This is a genomic window from Sporichthya brevicatena, from assembly GCF_039525035.1.
Classification (GTDB): Bacteria; Actinomycetota; Actinomycetes; order Sporichthyales; family Sporichthyaceae; genus Sporichthya; species Sporichthya brevicatena.
Genome location: NZ_BAAAHE010000020.1, coordinates 121,771 through 138,510, shown reverse-complemented (window position 1 = coordinate 138,510; position 16,740 = coordinate 121,771). Strand labels below are relative to the sequence as shown.

At 72.7% G+C, this 16,740-nt stretch carries 16 protein-coding genes; 3 read left to right on the top strand and 13 right to left on the bottom strand.

All coding sequences use genetic code 11. The features are described from left to right. Positions 1–13: 13 nt before the first annotated feature. The 7 genes from ccsB to ABD401_RS13335 all read right to left on the bottom strand — a co-directional run bounded on the left by ccsB (position 14) and on the right by ABD401_RS13335 (position 6,850). Positions 14–961: a c-type cytochrome biogenesis protein CcsB gene (ccsB, locus tag ABD401_RS13365; protein ID WP_344605458.1), complete on the bottom strand. Its 948-nt coding sequence runs from the start codon at positions 959–961 to the stop codon at positions 14–16. Then, positions 958–2,610, bottom strand: coding sequence for a cytochrome c biogenesis protein ResB (resB, locus tag ABD401_RS13360; protein WP_344605456.1), 1,653 nt, complete (start codon positions 2,608–2,610; stop codon positions 958–960). The genes ccsB and resB overlap by 4 nt, the downstream gene beginning before the upstream one ends. A gap of 4 nt (positions 2,611–2,614) precedes the next feature. Then, complete coding sequence (locus tag ABD401_RS13355; protein ID WP_344605454.1) at positions 2,615–3,394, bottom strand: cytochrome c biogenesis CcdA family protein; 780 nt, start codon at positions 3,392–3,394, stop codon at positions 2,615–2,617. After that, a complete protein-coding gene (locus tag ABD401_RS13350) occupies positions 3,394–4,044 on the bottom strand; it encodes a histidine phosphatase family protein (RefSeq protein ID WP_344605452.1) in 651 nt (216 codons plus the stop codon). Before ABD401_RS13350 ends, ABD401_RS13355 begins: the two co-directional genes overlap by 1 nt. Then, entirely contained in the window at positions 4,041–5,363 is a 1,323-nt protein-coding gene (gene hemL, locus ABD401_RS13345; protein WP_344605450.1) for a glutamate-1-semialdehyde 2,1-aminomutase, read from the bottom strand. The genes ABD401_RS13350 and hemL overlap by 4 nt, the downstream gene beginning before the upstream one ends. Before the next feature lie 126 nt (positions 5,364–5,489). Continuing rightward, positions 5,490–5,945 carry an Hsp20/alpha crystallin family protein gene (locus ABD401_RS13340; RefSeq protein WP_344605448.1) on the bottom strand — a complete coding sequence of 152 codons (456 nt, stop codon included), beginning with the start codon at positions 5,943–5,945 and terminating at the stop codon, positions 5,490–5,492. Positions 5,946–6,139: 194 nt separating this feature from the next. Further along, a complete protein-coding gene (locus ABD401_RS13335; RefSeq protein ID WP_344605446.1) occupies positions 6,140–6,850 on the bottom strand; it encodes a hypothetical protein in 711 nt (236 codons plus the stop codon). Positions 6,851–7,126: 276 nt separating this feature from the next. On the opposite strand from ABD401_RS13335, the gene ABD401_RS13330 reads away from it, so the two are divergent. Genes ABD401_RS13330 through ABD401_RS13320 form a run of 3 tightly spaced genes read left to right on the top strand, consistent with a single transcriptional unit; the run spans position 7,127 to position 9,936 of the window. Next, a complete protein-coding gene (locus ABD401_RS13330; RefSeq protein ID WP_344605444.1) occupies positions 7,127–7,912 on the top strand; it encodes a hypothetical protein in 786 nt (261 codons plus the stop codon). A gap of 6 nt (positions 7,913–7,918) precedes the next feature. Beyond that, entirely contained in the window at positions 7,919–9,313 is a 1,395-nt protein-coding gene (locus tag ABD401_RS13325; protein WP_344605442.1) for an MFS transporter, read from the top strand. Continuing rightward, positions 9,310–9,936: a hypothetical protein gene (locus ABD401_RS13320; RefSeq protein WP_344605440.1), complete on the top strand. Its 627-nt coding sequence runs from the start codon at positions 9,310–9,312 to the stop codon at positions 9,934–9,936. The genes ABD401_RS13325 and ABD401_RS13320 overlap by 4 nt, the downstream gene beginning before the upstream one ends. A 171-nt stretch (positions 9,937–10,107) precedes the next feature. Here ABD401_RS13320 and ABD401_RS13315 read toward each other — a convergent pair whose 3' ends face one another. The 6 genes from ABD401_RS13315 to ABD401_RS13290 form a co-directional block, all read right to left on the bottom strand. Continuing rightward, complete coding sequence (locus tag ABD401_RS13315) at positions 10,108–10,713, bottom strand: hypothetical protein (RefSeq protein WP_344605438.1); 606 nt, start codon at positions 10,711–10,713, stop codon at positions 10,108–10,110. Between the two features lie 166 nt (positions 10,714–10,879). After that, entirely contained in the window at positions 10,880–11,845 is a 966-nt protein-coding gene (gene hemB, locus ABD401_RS13310) for a porphobilinogen synthase (protein WP_344605436.1), read from the bottom strand. Positions 11,846–11,858: 13 nt separating this feature from the next. Further along, the gene (locus ABD401_RS13305; RefSeq protein WP_344605434.1) at positions 11,859–13,565 is read right to left on the bottom strand and encodes a bifunctional uroporphyrinogen-III C-methyltransferase/uroporphyrinogen-III synthase; all 1,707 of its coding nucleotides are present in this window, start codon (positions 13,563–13,565) and stop codon (positions 11,859–11,861) included. Beyond that, complete coding sequence (hemC, locus tag ABD401_RS13300) at positions 13,562–14,515, bottom strand: hydroxymethylbilane synthase (protein WP_344605432.1); 954 nt, start codon at positions 14,513–14,515, stop codon at positions 13,562–13,564. The genes ABD401_RS13305 and hemC overlap by 4 nt, the downstream gene beginning before the upstream one ends. After that, positions 14,512–15,843 carry a glutamyl-tRNA reductase gene (locus ABD401_RS13295; RefSeq protein WP_344605430.1) on the bottom strand — a complete coding sequence of 444 codons (1,332 nt, stop codon included), beginning with the start codon at positions 15,841–15,843 and terminating at the stop codon, positions 14,512–14,514. The genes hemC and ABD401_RS13295 overlap by 4 nt, the downstream gene beginning before the upstream one ends. Beyond that, positions 15,840–16,628: a redox-sensing transcriptional repressor Rex gene (locus ABD401_RS13290; RefSeq protein WP_344605428.1), complete on the bottom strand. Its 789-nt coding sequence runs from the start codon at positions 16,626–16,628 to the stop codon at positions 15,840–15,842. Before ABD401_RS13290 ends, ABD401_RS13295 begins: the two co-directional genes overlap by 4 nt. Between the last annotated feature and the right edge of the window lie 112 nt (positions 16,629–16,740).

The following is a 16,740-nucleotide window of genomic DNA, read 5'->3' as shown; positions in this document are numbered from 1 at the left end:
TCGGCCGAACCCGTCAGGTCCCGGCGTAGCTGTGCAGGCCGGTGACGACGAGGTTGATCACGAAGTAGTTGATCAGGATCGTGCTGTAGCCGACGAGCGCGACGGTGGCGGCGCGGCGACCCTTCCAGCCGGCGGTGGCGCGGGCGTGGAGGTAGGCGGCGTAGCAGACCCAGGTGATGAACGCCCAGGTCTCCTTGGGGTCCCAGCCCCAGTAGCGGCCCCAGGCGTTCTCGGCCCAGATCGCGCCGGCGATGACGGCGAACGTCCACAGCGGGAAGACGAACGCGTGGATGCGGTAGGCGAGCCGGTCGACGGCGTCCGCGGACGGCAGGCGGCTCGGGGCGCCGGGGCGCAACCGCTCGGCGCGCTCGCGGACCAGGTACAGGATGCTCACCGCGGCACCGACGGTGAAGATGCCCATCGACACGGCCGCGGCGATGACGTGGATGACCAGCCAGTACGACTGCAGCGCGGGCTGGAGCTGCTGGGCGTCGGTGTACAGGACGGTGACGGCGAGGCCGAGCGTCAGCAGCACCGGGGTGACGACGAAGACGCCGAGCCAGCGGATGTCGTACTTGCGGGTGAGCGCGAGGTAGACGCCCATCGTGGCGAGGGCCGAGGTCGTGGAGAACTCGTACATGTTCCCCCACGGCACCCGCTCGACGGCGAGTCCGCGGCAGGTCATGCCGACGAGGTGGAGCAGGAACGCCAGGGTCGCGAGCGAGAGACCGACGCGGCCGAAGGTCTCCGCGCGGTCCCGGGCCGGCGGCTGCGTCTCCGCACCGGCGGCGGGCGCCCCGGCGCCGACGAGCGCACGTTCCTCGACGGTCGCCCCGGTGAAGCGACGGCTCCCGAACGCCCACTCGGCCGCCAGCGCCAGCATCGCCAGCGCATAGACGGCCATGGCGGCGTAGACCAGCCGGTCGCTGGTCTCGGCCAGGCTCTCGTGAACCACGGTCACTCCCTCGCAGCTGCTGGATCGGCAGGTCCAGCGGGTTTCTCAGCACTGTCGACGGCAGCGCTGTCGTCGGCGGCACTGCCGGTGGAGTCCGCGGCCAGCGCGGCGCGGACCCGTTCGACGTCGGCGGCCAGGTCCGGCCCCTCGGAGCGGGCCAGCGCGGCTACCTCGACCACGGTACGTCCTGCCTCGTCGCGCCTCGCACGCACCCAGACCCGACGTGGGCGAACGAACAGCGAGGCCAGCAGCCCGGCGAGGGCGAGCGCGCCGCCGGCGAGCGCCGGCGCGCGGCCCGGGTCCTCGGCGATCTGCAGCACGACCCACTCGCGGTAGCCCTCGAACGTGATGCTCCCCAGCCCGCCGGGGACCTTCATCGTGTCCCCGACGGCGAGCGACTGGGTGAACGGCGGCGCGTCCTCGCGGGAGTTCGTCCGCACCTGCTCCATGTCGGTCGTGTCGAGGCGGTAGACCGACTGCGGGACGCCGTCGTCGAGGCCGAGGTCGCCGGACCAGACGTTGAGCACCAGCCGCGGCAACCGCGGCGCGGGGAACGTGGAGAACGGCCCGAGGTCGAGGTCGAACGCGGCCGTCGGGAGGAAGAAGCCCTGGAAGCCGAGCTGGGTCGGCGCCGCGTCGGGGACCTTCACGACCCCGCGCGAGGACAGCCCGACGGGGTCGACGGGCAGGAACGGGACAGCGCCGGAGAAGACGAGGTCGCCCTGGCCGTCCCGCACGGTGACGACCGGCGCGTACCCGTGCGGGCCGAGGAAGACCTTCGATCCGCCGAGCTTGAGCGGGTGGTTGACGCGAATGCTCTCCGCCCGCGGGGCGGCACCCGGCTCGTCGCGGATGCTGACGCGCGCCTCGAACTCGCGGGCCGCGCCGCGCTGACTGCCGGTCTCCTCGTAGCGGGCGCTGAAGTCCTCGAGCGTGATCGCGAACGGCGGCAGGTCGTCGACGTCGAACCGCCCGCCGGTGCGCAGGTTGTCGTACTGCGTGACGGTGTTCGCGAAACCCTCACCCTCGACGACCAGCGCGCTGCCGCGCATGCCGTACAGATGCCCGACGGCGATCCCGACCAGCACCACGACCAGGGAGAGGTGGAAGACGAGGTTGCCGGTGTCGCGCAGGTAGCCGCGTTCGGCGGAGACCGAGTTCTCGTAGGCCTGGACGCGGAACCGACCGCGGCGCAGGGCGGCGGTGGCCTTCTCCAGGGCGACGTCGGGCTCGTCGTCGACGACGATCTCGGCGTGCTCGGGCAGCCGGTTCAGGTTGCGCGGCGTCGCCGGCGGACGTGCGCGCACGGCCTTGAGGTAGACCTTCGACCGCGGCACCAGGCAGCCGATGAGCGAGATCATCAGCAGGATGTAGACCGCGGAGAACCACGGCGAGGAGAACACCTCGAACAGCGAGAGCTTGTCGTACCACTTCGACAGTTCGGGGTGCCGGTTGCGGAAGTCCGCGACCGCGACCGGGTCGACGCCCTTCTGCGGGACCAGCGAACCCGGGATCGCCGCCACGGCGAGCAGGAACAGCAGCAGCAGCGCGGTGCGCATGCTCGTCAGCTGCCGCCACGCCCAGCGGGCCATCCCGATCGGGCCCAGGGGCGGCGGAACCGGCGCGGCGTCGACGTCGGAGTCGGTGACGGTCATCGGCTCAGATCGCCGTCTCGAAGTTCGACGTCCAGATCCGCATCTGGATCGACATCTCCGTCCACGCGCCGGTGACGAGCAGGACGCCGAGCAGGCAGAGCATCGCCCCGCCGATCCGCGTGACCAGCAGGTGATGCGCCTTCACCCACTCGACGGTGCCGAGCAACCGGCGCAGACCGAGCGCGATCCCGATGAACGGCAGCCCCAGACCGAGGCAGTAGACGAACGTGAGCAGCGCCCCGCGCTCCTCGCTGGCCGAGGAGAACGCGAGCGCCTGCACCGCACCGAGCGTCGGGCCGATGCACGGGGCCCAGCCGATGCCGAACAGCACGCCGAGCATCGGCGCGGCCAGCAGTCCGGCCGACGGCGCGTGGCGCAGCAGGCGGTACTCGCGCTGCAGGAACGGCAGGAAGCCGAGGAAGCCGAGTCCGAGCAGGATCGTCAGCACGCCGAGGACGCGGTTGATCGTCGACTCGTGCTCCACCAGCTCCGCGCCGAAGTAGCCGAACAGCGCGCCGAAGGAGACGAACACCGCGGTGAAGCCGAGGACGAACAGCGTCGTGCCGAGCAGGACCCGGCCGCGCTTGGCCTCGGCGAGGTCGGTGCCGGTCAGGCCGGTGACGTAGGCGAGGTAGCCCGGGACCAGCGGCAGGACGCACGGCGAGGCGAACGCGACCAGGCCGGCGAGGAGCGCGACCGGGATCGCGAGCAGCAGCGACCCGTCGGTGACCGTTCCCGAGAACGAGTCACCGGACGCTGCGAGCCAGACCTCGGCAGTACGCATCACGCGCCTGCGCTGAAACCCTTGCCCGGCTTGATCGGCACGAGGTCGGCCGCCGGCTCGGAGTAGGAGAGCCCGCGGATCTTCTCGCCCTCGTAGCGGATCGACGTCACGCTCGCGAGCCCGCACTGCCGCTTGCGCGGGTCGTGCCAGAGGCGGTTGCCCTCGATGCGCTGGCGCGCGATCCAGATCGGCAGCTGGTGGCTGACGCAGACGATCTCGTGGCCGGGCGCGAGGTCCCGCGCGGCCGCGGCGGCGTCGAGCATCCGCTGCGCGACCTTCACGTAGGGCTCACCCCACGACGGCCGGAACGGGTTCCACAGCTTCGGCCAGTGCGTCGGACGACGCAGCGAGCCGTCACCCACGCCGAAGGTCTTGCCCTCGAAGTAGTTCGCGGTCTCGATCAGCCGCTCGTCGATGTGGATCGGCAGGTCGAACGCCGCGGCGACCGGTGCGGCCGTCTCCTGCGCGCGCTCGAGCGGCGAGCTCACGACCGCCGCAATGTCCTTGCCGGCAAAGGATTCCGCGACCCGCTCGGCCATCTTGCGGCCGAGCTCGGAGAGGTGGAAGTCCGGCAGCCGCCCGTAGAGGACGCCCTCGGGGTTGTGGACCTCCCCGTGGCGGACGAGGTGGACGATCGTGTGCGTGCTCATGCCGGTGCGACCTCCGCGGCGGCCCGCGCGGCGTGCGGCAGCGCGTCGAGGATGCGGTTGACGGCCTCGTCGTCGTGGGCCGCGGACAGGAACCACGCCTCGAACGCCGACGGCGGCAGGTACACGCCGCGGTCGAGCATCGCGTGGAAGAACGCGTTGAACGCCGGGACGTTCTGCGCGCGGGCGTCGTCGTAGTTGCGCACCGGTGCGTCGATGAAGAAGACCGAGAACATCGTCCCGGCGAACTGCACGCGGTGCGGGACACCCGCCGCGGACAGGGCGTCGGACGCCGCGGACGCGACGGCCTCCCCGGCCTTGGTCAGGTGCTCGTAGACCTCGGGGGTGCAGCCACGCAGCGTCGCGAGCCCGGCGGCGACGGCGACGGGATTCCCCGACAGTGTCCCGGCCTGGTAGACCGGCCCGGCCGGCGCGAGGTGGCCCATGACGTCGGCGCGACCACCGAACGCCGCGGCGGGGAAGCCGCCGCCCATGACCTTGCCGAAGGTGAACAGGTCGGCGTCCACGCCCTCGAGGCCCCACCAGCCGGCGGGCCCGGCGCGGAAGCCGGTCATGACCTCGTCGGAGATCAGCAGTGCGCCGTGCGCCTGGCACAGCCGCTTGAGGCCGGCGGTGAAGCCCGGTACGGGCGGGACGACGCCCATGTTCCCCGGCGCGGCCTCGGTGATGACGGCGGCGATCTGACCCTCGTTCGCGGCGAACGCACCGGCGACCTCGTCGAGGTCGTTGTAGGGCAGCACGATCGTGTCGCCGGTCTGAGCCCCCGTCACTCCGGGGGTGTCGGGCAGCGCGAACGTCGCGAGGCCGGAGCCGGCCGCGGCGAGCAGCGCGTCGACGTGACCGTGGTAGCAGCCGGCGAACTTGATGACCTTCGGGCGGCCGGTGAACCCGCGCGCGAGGCGGACCGCCGACATCGTCGCCTCGGTGCCGGAGGACACGAGCCGGACCTGCTCGACCGGCGCCACCCGCGCGACGATCTCCTCCGCGAGCAGCACCTCACCCTCGGTGGGCGCACCGAACGAGGTGCCCGTCGTGGCCGCGGCCTGAACCGCGGCGAGGACGTCGGGGTGCGCGTGACCCAGGATCAGCGGGCCCCAGGAGCAGATCAGGTCGACGTAGTCCCGACCGTCCGCGTCGACCAGGTACGGCCCGCGGCCCGCGGCCATGAACCGGGGCGTCCCGCCGACCGCGCCGAACGCGCGCACCGGCGAGTTCACGCCGCCCGGAATCACCGCGCGGGCGCGCTCGAACAGCGCGGCGGACGCGGGCGCAGCGGCGGGGTACTCCTTCGGGGCACTCACCCCGGCATCGTTTCAGACGTCCCTTGGTGCCCCGACCCCGCAGCCGCGCAGGTAACCGAGGCCACACACGCGCGCGTCCGACGAGGTGGCCGCAGCAGCGACCACCGCGTCGGACGCAACGGAGGGTCAGGCCTCGACGGCGGCCGGGGCCGTGCCCGAGACCGGGATCCGGACCGGTTCGGAGCCGGCGTAGACCCCGGCGACCTTCACGGTCAGAACGCCCGCGTCGTAGGACGCGCTGATCGCGTCCTGCCCGATGCGGGCCGGGAGCGCGAAGCTCCGGCGGAAGGTGCCGTAGCGGATCTCGCGGACGGTGCGGCCGTCCTGCTCCTCGGCGCGCTCGTCCCGCCGTTCCCCGGAGACCACCAGGCGGCCGTCGGCCACCTCGACCGTGATGTCCTCGGGCGTCACACCCGGGACCTCCACGCGGACCAGCGCGTCGTCGCCCTCGCGCACGACCTCGGCGGACGGCGACCACGCCGCGTTCGCGCGGGCCGGCGGGACGGCCGGGAAGACGGTGCGGAACGGGGAGAACCACTCCGCGAGCGGATCGCGGCGACGGGAAGCAACCAGGTAACTCATCGAACTCACTCCTCTGCGACCGCCGATGTCCCGGCGGAGGTTCACTGTCTGTACCGCAGAAAACTTGAGCCGAGGCCGCTCTATTCCGGACAGTCGAAACCCCCGATGGAGATGACATCTCCACCGGGGGTTCCGGGGCGGCGCGCCGGGTGCACGGGCGCCGGTGCTGCGAGGTGGGTCAGTGAGCCGCCGGGTCAGAGCGCCTGGCGGAGCGCCGTGGCGCCGGCGGTCGTGAACTTTGCGGCCGGGGCCTTCGCCTTGCCCCCGGGGACGCCGAGGTGGAGCACGACGACCATCGCGCCGTCGCGGCCGACCGCGTAGAGGTGGGTGGTCTTCACGAAGCCCTTCGGCGGGACGGTGAAGACGCCGATGACGGTCATCCCGTCCTCGACCGCGTAGGTGTTGTACCGCTTCCAGGAGGCGCTGCGCTTGCCCTCGCGGTACTGCGGGATGTCGGCGTCGAGCCACTCGGAGTAGCAGCCCTGGATCTGGGTCCGGAGCTTCGAGACCAGCGCCGCGGCGGCGGCCTCGTTGTCGGCGATCGTCACGAACTCCTCGGCCGCGACGTTCTTCTTCCCGCGGTAGGTGCGGTAACGCGTCTCGGCGGCCGGCAGGACGTCGTGCCCGAGGCAGAACTTCGGGTTGCGGGGCGTGCCCGTGTAGACGCCGCTGGCCTTCCACTTGCCGTACCGGCTGCCCTGCGGGAGCTGCGAGGTCTTCAGGAACGAGGGCAGGCGCGAGACGCCCACGCCGATCTCCTGCTTCTCCGACGGCGCCGGAGCCGCGACGTCGGTCGCGGCGGCCGGGACACCGAGACCGGCCACGAGTCCACCGAACGCGGTGCCGGCAGCGCAGAGCGCGAGCGCGGCGGTCGCGATCCGGCCTCGGATTCGCAGCGTCGTCATCTGTGTCTCACTCCTGGCGGTGGTGCGGCGGTCTGTCACGACCCGAATGCGGGGTCAGACGCATCGTGCGCCGGTCCCGGTTGCCCCTGTGCGCCGTTCGTGAACACCTGCTCGGCAAAATCGGCGGACGGTGACGGTGCGGATACCGCGCGTCGAACACCCAAGTCGGGACGATACGCCAGCAGCCCGCCCGGGCCGGGCATATCGGACGGCACCTTTTCCTCACCGTCAGGGTCGGTCGATCGGACCATCTCGCCACCTCACTACCGTGGCCGGATGCGCACCCTGATCGGCCTGCTCTCCGTGCTCACCGGGTCCTTCCTGGCGATCATCGGCCTGCTGGGCGCCATGGGGTCGGCGCTGACCCTCAAACTGCTCCCCGGCCGTGGGGTCGAGGAGATCGCCAAGCTCCCCGAGCGGGCCGCCCGGTCGGCGAAGTCGAAGTACGGGGCGCCGCGGGTCGTCGTCCGCGGGACCGTCGCCGCCGGCCCCGACGGGCCCTACCGCGCGCCGTTGTCGGAGTCGGAGTGCGTCTGGTTCCTCGCGACGCAGACGGTGTCCGTCAACGGCCGCCGCGCGACCGTGGACCGCTACGCCCCCGCCCCCTTCGCCCTGCAGGACGCCGCCGGCAACCGCGTCCTGATCGGCCCCGAGTGCCCGGCGCTGGAGCAGATCGCCCCCTCGTTCCGGGAGACCCGCGCCGCGTCGCACCCGTGGTTCGACGAGAGCCCCAAGCTGGCCGGGAGCGCCGCCGGGGAGGCCGCTCCGAAGATCGACGTCTTCGAGTTCGTCCTCACCGAGGGGTCAGACCTGCTCGCCGCCGGCGACCTCACGCAGACCGCGGACGGCACCCCCGCCCTCGCCGGCGAGGTCACGCTCTCGGCCGGCGGTGACGCGGCGGCCTCCGGCGACCCGGCCCGTCGCCGCCTCCCGCGCGACGTCGCCATGGCGGTCGCCGGGATCGCGCTGTGCGTGATGGGCGCGGTCATCCTGTCCTACGTCGACGAGGACGACTTCGCGCCCGACCGCAACGTCCGACCCGGCTTCGTCACCCCGCAGTAGCCCGCGATGCCGACCCTGGCCCGGCGCGCCGTCGTCCCGCTGCTGGCGTTCACGGTCGGGACGGTTCTCGCCGACTCGGCGATCGTCACGCTCGCGCTGCCGGAGATCCTGCGGGAGCTCGACGGCACGGTCTCCGAGGTCGCGTGGGTGCTGATCGCCTACAACCTCGTGCTCGCGATCGCCGCCGTCCCGGCCGCGTGGGTCCTCAGCCACCGCAACCCCACACCGCTGGCGGCGATCGGGATCGCCGTCTTCGCCCTCGCCTCCGCCGCCTGCGCGCTCGCGTCGACGATGGAGGTCCTCATCGCCGCGCGTTCGATCCAGGCCCTCGGCGGCGCGTTCGCGCTGGTGGGCTGCCTGGAACTGCTGGTCGCCGCGCTCGACGAACGCCGCGGCCTCGCCCGCTGGACCGCCGCCGGCGTGATCGGGACGGCGGCCGGACCGTTCGCCGGCGGCCTGCTCACCGAGGCGATCTCGTGGCAGTCGATCTTCGTCGTCCAGGTCCCGATCGCGGTGCTCGCGGTGCCGGCAGCCCTGACGATCCGCGCACCCCGGGCGCCCTCGCCGACCCGGGAACGCCCGGCCGGGGCGCCGAACATCGCGCTGATCCTGCTCTCCGCCGCCCTGACCGCCGCCCTGTTCCTCGTCGTCCTCCTGCTGGTCGAGGGCTGGCGCCGCTCCCCCGCGACGGCCGCGCTCGCGGTCTCGGTGGTGCCGGTCGCGGCGTTCGTCGCGCCCCCGCTCGCCCGCTTCGTGCGCGGCGGCCCGCGCTCGGAGACCGCGGCCGGGTGCGTCCTGATCGCCGGCGGCCTGGCCGCGCTGGCCTGGCCCCCGTCCGCCCATCTGGGCTGGACGATCGCCCCGCAGGCCCTGATCGGCCTCGGCCTCGGCCTGACCGTCGACTCCCTCACCTTCGCCGCGATGCGTGACCGTTTCCCCCGCGCCCTGCACGGCGGCTGGACGATCGGCGCCCGGCACGCCGGCGTCGTCCTCGGGCTGGTGCTGCTGACCCCGGTGTTCACCGCCGACCTGCGCGACGCCGAGGTCCCGGCGACCGAGGCCATCACCGGTCTCATCCTGGACGCACCGCTGCAGCCCGACGACAAGATCGCGCTCGCGAGCAGCCTGGGTGAGCGTCTGCAGGCCGAGCGCGGCCGTGTGCCCGACCTGCACCCCGCCTTCGCCGAACTCCGCCTCAGCGACGCCGAACGCGTGGCGGCCGACCGGCTCGAAGCCGCGCTGAACAACCAGCTCGAACGCGCGGCCACCCGGGCGTTCCGGGACTCGTTCCTGATCGCCGCCGGTCTCGCCCTCGCCGCGCTCCTCGCGCTGATCCCGCTCCCCCGCCGCCGCCGTGCACTGGAGATGACATCTCTTGTGCAGGACGGGGGCGGGCGGTGAACCAACGCGCACTCGTCCTGCCGGCGGTCTCGGTCGCCCTGGTCGCCGGGCTGCTCGGGGTCCAGACCGCGAACGGGGGCGGGGACTTCGTCCCGGCCCGGGCGGCGGACCCCTGCGTCCCGCGGGTGGTCACCGCGGCGTCGACGACCTCGATCGAGGCGCTCGGCGAGGTGCTCGTGCTCTACGGCATCGACGGCGCGGCCTGCCGGATCGGGGTCAGCCGCGAACAGCTCGTCCTGACCCTCGGCGTGGGCACCGACCACACCGAGGCGCTCTACGCCGAGCTCCGGGCCGGTCTGCTCGACGCCGTCGAGCGGATGAAGCGCGAGAACCTGCTCCCGCCGGCGTCCGCGCTCGCCGACGAGGCCCTCGCCGACGCCGACCTCAACCGGTTCCTCAAGGCCGCCATCCGGGCCCTGCCCGACCGCGTCGTCGACGCCGCGCTGAAGACCGACGACGTCCTGCGCCGGGCGATCACCGACCTCGACCTGCGCCGCCTGCTCGACGACCTCGACCAGCCGAACCGACTCCAGCAGCAGATCAGTGCCGCCGTCACCCAGGCGGTCAAGGACTCCCTGACCGACCGCCTCCGCTCGATCGTCCCCGACCTCCCCGGCCTCTGACACCTGCGGGATGACGTCCCGGGGACACCCCCTGTCAGCCCGCACGAGGGCCGACACCCCACCCCCACGGGACGTCATCCCGCAGAGCGAGGGGGACGCGAAAAGCGCCCCGGGGGATTGGGGGTCCCGGGGCGCTTCTGTTCGCGGATCGCCAGACGTTCTGAGGAGGGGTCAGAAGGCCTTCTCGAGCGCCCGCTTGGCGGTGGTGGAGAAGGCCGCCAGGGGAGCGTCCTTCTTCTTGCCCATGTCGCCGAACGTGGTCACGACGACCTTCTTGCCGTCGCGGCCGATGCCGAAGAGCGTGAAGTTGTACTCCGACCCGGGAGGCGCGTAGTACACGGCGTGGACGGTCAGGCCGTTCTCGACCTTGTCCCACTTGCCGACGCGCTCGATGCCGGTGACGTCCGAGACCTTCTTGTCGCACTCGCGGACGGCCTTGCGGAGCTTGTTGACGGCCTTCTTCGCCGCCTTCGTGTTCTTCGTGATCGTGATGATCTCGCGCGCCTCGGCGCTGCCGTCGGAGCTGAACGACTGGTGCGAGGACGACGCCGCCGGGAGGATCCCCTTGATGCAGGTGTACATCGGGTTCGGCAGGCCGGGCTTCGGCTTGGCCGCCGTCCACGGCGTGTACTTCGACGCCTGCGGCAGGTCGCTCTTCGGGATGAAGCGGCCGGTGTGGTCGGCGCTGGCCGAGGTGACCGCGACGCCGGTGAGGGCGACGCCGGCGACAACGGCACCGACGAGGGCGCGGCGACGGGTCTTGGTGGAGAGGGTCATGGCCGTAAGTCCTTTGTGATGAGTCGTCGCCGGGTGGCTCCCGGCGGCGGCCCGTGCCCCGGTCCGCACGGAGAAGACGCCATGCCCACCGAGGCGGTTTACACCGACCGCCGAGAATTTTCGGCGACCACCCGAACGGCCCAGCGCAGGCCCCTGACCAGCGGAATCAGCGCAGCCGGCGCGCGGCCTCGACGGCCCAGTAGGTGAGGACGATGTCCGCACCGGCCCGGCGGATCGAGGCGAGGGTCTCGTCGATGACCCGCTCCCGCTCCAGGACACCGGCGGCGGCCGCGGCCTCGACCATCGCGTACTCGCCCGAGACCTGGTACGCCGCGACCGGGACGTCGACCGCGTCCCGGACCTGCCGCACGACGTCGAGGTACCCGAGGGCCGGCTTCACCATGACGATGTCGGCGCCCTCGGCGATGTCGAGCGCGACCTCGCGCAACGACTCCCGGCCGTTGCGGGGGTCCTGCTGGTAGCTCTTGCGGTCCCCGGTGAGCGAGGACTGCACGGCGTCCCGGAACGGCCCGTAGAAGGCCGAGGCGTACTTCGCGGCGTAGGCGAGCAGGACGGTGTCGGTAAAGTCCTCGGCGTCCAAAGCCCTTCGCACGTAAGCGATCTGACCGTCCATCATCCCGGACGGACCGAGCACGTGCGCCCCGGCGCGGACCTGCGCCAGCGCCCCGGCGGCGTACCGCTCCAAGGTCGCGTCGTTGTCGACGGCACCGTTCGGGGTGAGCACCCCGCAGTGGCCGTGGTCGGTGAACTCGTCCAGGCACAGGTCGGCCATCAGGACGGTGGCGTCCCCGACCTCGGCCGCGAGCTCGCGCAACGCGACGTTGAGGATCCCGTCCGGGTCGTCGAGGCCCGAGCCGGTGGCGTCCTTCTCCAGCGGGACGCCGAACAGCATCAGCCCGCCGACACCGGCCTCGACCGCGTCGACCGCGGCCTTGCGCAGCGAGTCCAGCGAGTGCTGGACGACGCCGGGCATGGACGCGATCGGCCGGGGCTCGGTCGCGCCCTCGGCGACGAACATCGGCAGCACCAGCTGCCGCGGCTCCACGGTGGTCTCGGCGACGAGTCGCCGGATGGCCGGGGTCCGCCGCAGCCGGCGCGGCCGGATGTCCATCGTCCGTCCTGTCCTACCGCCGGCGACGAGCCGCGGTGCGCTTCTCGGAAGGTCGCAGCACGGCCTCGCCGGCCTCCTCGGCCGCGGCCCGCCGGGCCTCGCCGAAGTCGGCGAGGGCGTCCGCGAGCTCGCGCGCCGACGGGGTCGGGGCGAGGACGTCGACGCGCAGGCCGTGCTCGGTCGCCTCGGCCGCGGTGGACGGGCCGATGCACGCGATGATCGTCGAGGCGTGCGGCTTGCCGGCGATGCCGACGAGGTTGCGCACCGTCGAGGCCGAGGTGAAGACGACGGCGTCGAAGCCGCCGCCCTTGATGGCCTCGCGCACCGGCGCGGGCGGCGGGGCCGCACGCACGGTCCGGTAGGCGGTGACGTCGTCGACCTCCCAGCCCAGGTTCACCAGGCCGGCGACGAGGACGTCGGTCGCGATGTCCGCGCGCGGCAGGAAGACGCGGTTGATCGGGTCGAAGACCTCGTCGAAGGGCGGCCAGTCCTCGAGGAGGCCCTTGGCCGACTGCTCCCCGGAGGGGACGAGGTCGGCGCGGATGCCCCACGCCGCGAGGTCGGCCGCGGTCTGCTCGCCGACCGCCGCGACCTTGATGCCGGAGAAGGCACGCGCGTCGAGGCCGTACTCCTCGAACTTCTCCCGCACCGCACGGACCGCGTTGCGCGAGGTGAACGCGACCCACTCGTAGCGGCCGGTGACCAGGCCCTTGATGGCCCGCTCCATCTGCTGCGGGGTGCGCGGCGGCTCGACGGAAATCGTCGGGACCTCCTCCGGCACCGCGCCGTAGGAACGCAGCCGCGCCGAGAGGGCGCCGGACTGCTCCTTGGTCCGTGGGACGAGCACGCGCCAGCCGAACAGCGGCCGCGTCTCGAACCACGACAGGGTCTCGCGCAGGTTCACGACCTCACCGACGACGGTGACCGCGGTCGGTGCCAGCGTGCCCGCGGGCAGCGCGTTCACGATGTCGGCCAGCGTGCCGGCGACGGTCCGCTGCTCGGTGGTCGTGCCCGACCAGGTCGTGATGACCGGGGTCGCGGGGTCGAGGCCGACCTCGATGAGCTTCGCGGCGGCGTTGCCGACCAGCGAACGCTCGGTCGTGCCCGAGAGCACGATCGTCGCATCCTTGCTGGCGAGGGACGCCCAGTCGATCTTGGTGTCCGCGACGTCGACGACGCGCACCTCGCGCACCGACTTGTTCGTCAGCGGGACGCCGGCGAACACCGGGACCGCGGCGACCGGGGAGACACCGGGCACCACCTGGAACGGCCAGCCGGCCTTGACGCAGGCGGCGGCCTCGTCGGCCAGGTGCCCGGTCATCGCGCCGTCACCGTCGACCAGGCGGATCACGCGCTTGCCACCCTTGGCCGCGTTGGAGATCGCCTTCGCGCGGGCGGCGGGGGTCAGCGGCGCACCGTCGGCGTCGAACGCGCCGTCGACGACGGCGACGTCGGCCGGGCAGTACGAGAGCAGCTGCTCGCGGCCGTTCTCGGAGAGCACGACGACCTCGGCGTCGCGCAGGAGCTCGAGCGCACGCACCGTCAGCAGGCCCGGGTCACCCGGGCCGATGCCGACGAAGGCCACGGACCCGGACGCGCGCTTCGCCGGCTCGGCCGGCGTCGTCTTCGTCGAGGTCTTCACCGCCTTCGGCTTCGCCGCGGGCTTCGCGGCGGTCGCAGCGGGGGCGGCCGGGGTGGTCGTCTTTCGCGTCGGGCTCATGCCGACTCCTCCTGCATCAACAAGTCGGCCCCGTCGGCGAGCATCTCGGCCGCAAGCTTGCGGCCGATCATCTCCGCCTCGACGAGGGGGCCGGTCATGGACTGCCGCACGGCGGCGGTCCCATCGGTTGCGAGCACCGTCGCTCGCAGGTACAGCTCGTCCTCCTCGCCCGCCTCGGGGTCCCCCTCGACCGGCTCCCCGAGCGCCCCGACGGGCGCCGAGCATCCGGCCTCAAGGGTGGCGAGCAGAGCTCGTTCCGCGGCGACGGCGGCCCGGGTCCACGGGTCGTCGAGGCCACGGAGCGCGGCGAACACGTCGGCCGCCGCGGGATCGGTGTCGGGGTCGCGGCACTCCACCGCGAGCGCCCCCTGCCCGGGAGCGGGCAGCATCTGGATCGGGTCGAGGGTCTCGGTGATCTCGTCCGCGCGGCCGAGGCGGACCAGGCCGGCCCGCGCCAGGACGACGGCGTCGAGCTCCCCGTCGGTCACCTTGCGCAGCCGCGTGTCCACGTTGCCGCGGATCTCGACGATCTCGTGCCCGAGGCCGAGCGCGCGCAGTTGCGCGGCCCGCCGCGGCGAGCCGGTGCCGATCTTCGAGCCGGACGGCAGCTCACCGAGCACAAGGCCGTCGCGAGCGACGAGCGCGTCGCGCGGGTCCTCGCGCTGCGGGACGGCCGCGATGACCAGGCCCGCGGCGTCCGCGGTCGGAAGATCCTTGAGCGAGTGGACGGCGAAGTCGATCTCACCGGCGAGCAGCGCCTCGCGCAGCGCGCTGACGAACACGCCCACGCCCCCCATCGACGCCAGCGGCGCCGTGGAGACGTCGCCATCGGTCGTGATGTGGACCAGCTCGACCTGACGCCCCGTCAACTCGGTGACGCGGTCGGCAACCCACTGGGACTGACTGGTCGCCAGTTTGCTGGCGCGAGTGCCTAGACGCAGCGCGATCACGAGGCTCCCCCTTCGAGGTCGCCCAGAACGTCGTCGGTCAGGTCGGCGCTCATGACCGCCTCGACCGCGTTGCGGTCCAGGTTGAACAACTCGCGGAGGGCGGCGGTGTAGGTCTCGCCGTCGGGGCCGCTGGCCAGTTCCTTCACCCGCACGGTCGGACCGTGCATGAGCTTGTCGACGACGCGCTTGACCGTCTTCGCGATCTCGGCCCGCTCGCGGGCGCTGAGGTCGGGGAGCTTGCCCTCCAGCCGCAGCATCTCCGCGTTCACGACGTCGTCGGCCATGGTGCGCAGCGCGACGACGGTCGGTGCGATCTGGTTCGCCCGCTGGCCGGCCGCGAACGCGGCGACCTCCGCGGCGACGATCCGCCGGACCGCCTCGACCTCGGCGGGCACACCGTTCTCGGAGTCGGCGTCGGCGAGGGACTCCAGGTCCACCAGCGTGACGCCGGGCAGCTCGGCGGCCACCGGGTCGATGTCGCGCGGCAGCGCGAGGTCGAGCAAGAACTGGGTCGCCCCGCCGCGGACGTCCGCAGCGGCACGGAGGGTCGCGGCGTCGAGCACGAGCTCGGTCGCCCCGGTGCAGGACACGACGAGGTCGGCCTCGGGCAACGCCGCCTCGACCTGCTCCATGCGGATCGCACGGCCGCCGAGCCCGGTGGCGAGGCGCTGCGCGCGCGAGTAGGTCCGGTTGGCGACGACGAGCTCGGCGAGGCCTTCCTCGGCGAGCACGGTCGCGGCGAGCGCGCTCATCGAGCCCGCGCCGACGACGAGCGCCTTGCGGCCGGCGAGACCGTCGAGCGTCGCGCGGGCCCGGCCGAGCCCGACGCTGACCAGCGAACGACCGGCGCGGTCGATCCCGGTTTCGGTGCGGGCGCGCTTGCCGACACGCAGCGCGCGCTGCACGAGTTCGTTCAGCACACGGCCGGCGCCACCCTGGTCCTGCGCGACGGCGAGCGCGGCGCGGACCTGACCGAGGATCTGGCTCTCACCGACGACCATCGAGTCCAGGCCGCAGGCCACGGAGAACAGGTGCTGGACGGCCCGGTCCTCGTAGTGCACGTAGAGGTGCGGACGCAGCTGCTCCAGTCCGATCGCGGTGTGCCGGCAGAGCACCTCCGACAGGTCGGCGAGACCACCGTGGAACTTGTCGACGACCGCGTAGACCTCGACCCGGTTGCAGGTCGAGAGCACCGTCACCTCGGCGACGTGCTCGGAGGCCAGCGCGTCCGAGAGCAGCTTGTTCAGCGCATCGCCGGTGAGGGCGACGCGCTCCAGCAGGCGGACCGGCGCGGTGCGGTGCGACAGTCCGATGACGAGGACGTTCATCCGGGCATCGCCCCCGTCAGGGCGCCGGTGTCCGCGGGCGCGCCGTTGGTGGATCCGTTGGAGCTGCCGTCCGCGTTCGGCGCCGGGACCCGGCGGGAGCGCCGGGGCCGGGGCTCGGTCTCGCGCAGCGACTTGCGCTGCGCGTGGAAGGCGAGGATCTGCAGCTCGACGGACAGGTCGACCTTGCGCACGTCGACGCCGTCGGGGACGGTCAGCACGACCGGCGCGAAGTTCAGGATGCTGGTCACGCCGGCGGCGACGAGGCGGTCACAGACCTCCTGCGCGGCGCTGCCGGGCGTGGCGATGACGCCGATGGTCACCCCGCGGGACGCGATGATCGACTCGAGGTCCTCGAGCGGGTTGATGACGACGCCGGCGAGCGTCTCCCCGACCCGGGCCGGGTCCGCGTCGACGAGCGCGACGATGCGGAAACCACGGGAGGAGAAACCGCCGTAGTTCGCGAGCGCGTGGCCGAGCGAACCGACACCGACGATGACGCAGGCCCAGTCCTGGGTGAGGCCGAGCTCACGGGAGATCTGGTAGACGAGGTACGCGACGTCGTACCCCACCCCCCGGGTCCCGTAGGAGCCGAGGTAGGAAAGATCCTTGCGGAGTTTCGCGGAGTTCACGCCGGCGGCGGCCGCGAGCTCCTCGGACGAGACCGTGGCCGTGCCGCGCTCGGAGTACGCGAGCAGCGCGCGGAGATACACCGGGAGCCGTGCCACGGTGGCGTCCGGGATCCCGTCGCGGCTGCGGGCCGCGCGCGGTGATCGTGCAGCGCTCATGGCACTCCTGGGCGGGAAAAATGAGGCGCTTTTCGGGGGGCGTGCGCACCAGCGAGGGTAAGCGCTTGTGAACGCGCGAACAAACTCGGAGCGACCGTTCGTCTCACCTGGT

What these genes read in the sequence shown, in the direction of transcription:
- ABD401_RS13350 (WP_344605452.1), bottom strand. Translation starts at nt 4,044, where the DNA reads ATGAGCACGCACACGATCGTCCACCTCGTCCGCCACGGGGAGGTCCAC.
- ABD401_RS13290 (WP_344605428.1), bottom strand. Translation starts at nt 16,628, where the DNA reads ATGAGCGCTGCACGATCACCGCGCGCGGCCCGCAGCCGCGACGGGATC.
- ABD401_RS13325 (WP_344605442.1), top strand. Translation starts at nt 7,919, where the DNA reads ATGCCGACCCTGGCCCGGCGCGCCGTCGTCCCGCTGCTGGCGTTCACG.
- ABD401_RS13335 (WP_344605446.1), bottom strand. Translation starts at nt 6,850, where the DNA reads ATGACGACGCTGCGAATCCGAGGCCGGATCGCGACCGCCGCGCTCGCG.
- ABD401_RS13305 (WP_344605434.1), bottom strand. Translation starts at nt 13,565, where the DNA reads ATGAGCCCGACGCGAAAGACGACCACCCCGGCCGCCCCCGCTGCGACC.
- ABD401_RS13315 (WP_344605438.1), bottom strand. Translation starts at nt 10,713, where the DNA reads ATGACCCTCTCCACCAAGACCCGTCGCCGCGCCCTCGTCGGTGCCGTT.
- ABD401_RS13340 (WP_344605448.1), bottom strand. Translation starts at nt 5,945, where the DNA reads ATGAGTTACCTGGTTGCTTCCCGTCGCCGCGATCCGCTCGCGGAGTGG.
- ABD401_RS13295 (WP_344605430.1), bottom strand. Translation starts at nt 15,843, where the DNA reads ATGAACGTCCTCGTCATCGGACTGTCGCACCGCACCGCGCCGGTCCGC.
- ABD401_RS13330 (WP_344605444.1), top strand. Translation starts at nt 7,127, where the DNA reads ATGCGCACCCTGATCGGCCTGCTCTCCGTGCTCACCGGGTCCTTCCTG.
- hemB (WP_344605436.1), bottom strand. Translation starts at nt 11,845, where the DNA reads ATGGACATCCGGCCGCGCCGGCTGCGGCGGACCCCGGCCATCCGGCGA.
- resB (WP_344605456.1), bottom strand. Translation starts at nt 2,610, where the DNA reads ATGACCGTCACCGACTCCGACGTCGACGCCGCGCCGGTTCCGCCGCCC.
- ABD401_RS13355 (WP_344605454.1), bottom strand. Translation starts at nt 3,394, where the DNA reads ATGCGTACTGCCGAGGTCTGGCTCGCAGCGTCCGGTGACTCGTTCTCG.